This is a genomic window from Desulfofundulus sp., from assembly GCF_049701015.1.
Taxonomy (GTDB): domain Bacteria; phylum Bacillota; class Desulfotomaculia; order Desulfotomaculales; family Desulfovirgulaceae; genus Desulfofundulus.
Map to the genome: position 1 here is coordinate 1 of NZ_JBNATZ010000300.1, position 2,783 is coordinate 2,783.

The 2,783-nt window shown below is 51.2% G+C and carries 3 protein-coding genes and 1 pseudogene; all 4 read left to right on the forward strand.

All coding sequences use genetic code 11. The features are described from left to right. On the forward strand, window positions 1-319 hold a 319-nt coding region (locus ACPLUI_RS13530; protein WP_424660775.1), incomplete at its 5' end, for a MarR family winged helix-turn-helix transcriptional regulator. Between the two features lie 266 nt (window positions 320-585). Beyond that, entirely contained in the window at window positions 586-1,680 is a 1,095-nt protein-coding gene (locus ACPLUI_RS13535) for an efflux RND transporter periplasmic adaptor subunit (protein WP_424660776.1), read from the forward strand. A gap of 196 nt (window positions 1,681-1,876) precedes the next feature. Further along, complete coding sequence (locus tag ACPLUI_RS13540) at window positions 1,877-2,533, forward strand: HlyD family secretion protein (RefSeq protein WP_424660777.1); 657 nt, start codon at window positions 1,877-1,879, stop codon at window positions 2,531-2,533. A 21-nt stretch (window positions 2,534-2,554) separates the two neighbouring features. Beyond that, window positions 2,555-2,783: pseudogene (locus tag ACPLUI_RS13545) on the forward strand (DHA2 family efflux MFS transporter permease subunit); the annotation flags it as partial.

The following is a 2,783-nucleotide window of genomic DNA, read 5'->3' on the forward strand; positions in this document are numbered from 1 at the left end:
CATGCAGCGTGGAAGTATGAGTGTGTCCGAAATGGCCGGGGAGATGGGGGTGTCAATAAGCGCAGTAACATCGCAGATGGACAAGCTGTGTCGGGCTGGTTTCGTGCAGCGCCGCCGTGATGAGAGGGGGGACCGGCGAGTGGTGTGGCTTGAACTGACACCCAGGGGGAAAGAAGTTGTGGGTTTCTGTTTGGCTGCTAAACGACAGGTTATGGCGAGATATTGGAGTCAATTGGGGGAGGAAGACCTGGAACACCTGGTAAACATTTTAGAAAAGTTACTGGTAGTTATCAACCGTGAGGGGTCACTGGACGCTTAAAAGTATTTTTCAAGGTGGGAGAGAACAGCGGCATGTGGCAGAGGGTCAAGTTAAAGAGGTCTGTTTTGCAAGCCTGTGAAGACAGGTTTTGGTTGCATAATGGATTGTTAGCGAAATGGGGACGCGGGTACAGGTCTGTATCCATCAGGTGGACATTACGTTCGAGCACATTTTTGCTTTCAGTGTTTATGGTTGGACTGCTGCTTGTTGCGGGCTGCGGTTCAGACCTGGCCGGAAATCAAGGGGAGGGTGTTTTAACAGTTAGTGTGCAGAGGGCAGAACTGGGCACACTGGGCAATGTACCCGTTTTCAGCGGTAAGCTGGAAGCACTGCAGTCGGCGGGTGTAGTTTCTAAAGTGCCCGGCAAGGTGGCACAGGTACATGTGGATGTGGGTGACAGGGTGAGTGCCGGACAGGTACTGGTCACCCTGGAGAATAAAGATCTGGCTGACCAGGTGGCTCAGGCAGAGGCAGGGGTGAAACAGGCAGTCGCAGCGTTGTCCCAGGCGGAAGCAGGTTTAAAGTCGGCCGAAGGCAACCTGTCGAGCGCCCGGGCGAAATATATAGTGGATGAGGCTAACTACAGGCGGGGAGAGGAGTTGCTGGCTACCGGGGCTATTCCCGAGGCCACCTTTGAAGCACAGTACGAGCTTCCGTACAAGCAGTCGAAAGAAACGGTTGAAGGTATTATTCCTGCCCAGGTGGACCAGGCCCGGGCACAGGTAGAGCAGGCTGAGGCAAACCTCGCCAGCGCCCGGGCACAGCTGGTTCTGGCCCGGCAGGTCTACGAAGACAGCTATATACGCGCACCTTTCTCCGGTGAAATTACCGCGCGACATGTTGAGCCTGGTGAGATAGCGTCCACTGCAGCACCGGTCATATCCATGGCCAATCTGGACAAAGTGGTGGTCAGAGCTGCCGTTGGGGAAGATTACATTAATCAGTTAAAACAAAACCAGGAAGTGGATGCGAAAGTACAGGCGGCAGGAGACCATCTCTTTAAAGGGTTAATAACCAATATCGGTCCTGCGTCAGACCCGGTGACCAAATCCTTCCCGGTTAAAGTCCAGATAAACAACCCCGGTCACATTCTGAAACCCGGGATGTTTGCAGAAGTACGGCTGTCCCGGACACAGCAGAAATTCCTGGTAGTACCGCGTCAGGCAGTAGTGAGCGAACAAGGTAAACAATTCGTCTGGGTGGTTACAAGGGGTAGGGTGAGGCAGAGAGAAGTAAAGACGGGAGATTCCGACGGCCGCAATATTGCCATTATTTCAGGTTTGAAGAGAGGGGAAGAAGTGGTGACGGCTGGCATGGAGAATCTGAAGGAGGGTGTAAGGGTAACGGTAAGAAACATTTAATGGAGCGGCAAGCAGAAAATCCGTACAGGTGTACATAGTCCCGACAAGAAACCAGTCAATATCTGTTAGCCGTCCTGGTATTGGTAATAATCACTGATTCCGAGAGAAGTTCTTTATATTGCCTGATCCAATCTTGGAGGACGGGTTTTGTCCATGTCTTATAGAGTACCGGTGCATTTTTTGGGGGGGTATTGAAGTGAAAAATAAAAGACTTGTTTTCATAGTAGCTGCGGTCATTGTGGTTGTCCTGACCGCGATAATTGCTTACTATTTATACCTGAACCGCCACTACGTCACAACTGAAGACGCTCGTGTAGACGGCGACATTTACCAGATAAGCCCCCAGGTATCTGGTAAACTGCTGGAAATAGACGTGGAAGAAGGGCAGGTGGTCAGGTCGGGTGACATTGTTGCCCGTTTGGACGACACCACTCTTTCCCCGGGGGCAAACACTGATCTTGCGGTGGTGCGGTCACCACTAAACGGCGTGGTGGTCAAAAAAGTAGCGCATGTAGGTGAAATTGCCGCCCCGGGTGAACCCATAATCATGGTTGCCGACCCGTCGGGTCTCTACGTAACTGCAGATATTGAAGAAACCAATTTGGAAAAGATACGTCCGGGGCAAAAAGTGGATATTACCCTGGACGCCATGCACGGCTATAAATTTACGGGTCATGTAGTTCGAATTGGCAGGGCTTCCGTTTCCACCTTTTCACTTCTACCCACAACCAGCTCATCCGGTAGTTTTACGAAAGTGGTACAGCGAGTACCGGTAAAAATAGCGTTTGATACATACCCCCCACATTATGTAGAGATAGGGACGAATGCCTGGGTAAGAATTCATATTCGCTGATAGAGCGGAGGTTGTAACTCAATGTCTTCGGAGAGGTTGACAGCGCCGGGTGAAAAGTTTCCGTGGAAGGAACTCTTTATTCTGGTGATAGGTCCTTTTATGTCCATTCTGGACGGCAGTATTGTCAATGTAGCCATACCCAAGATCATGGCTGTTTTCGGTGTGGGAACGGATGAAATCCGGTGGGTTTCGACTGCCTATTTACTTGTGAGCGGTGTTGTAATTCCGATGAGCGGCTACCTGGGCGATG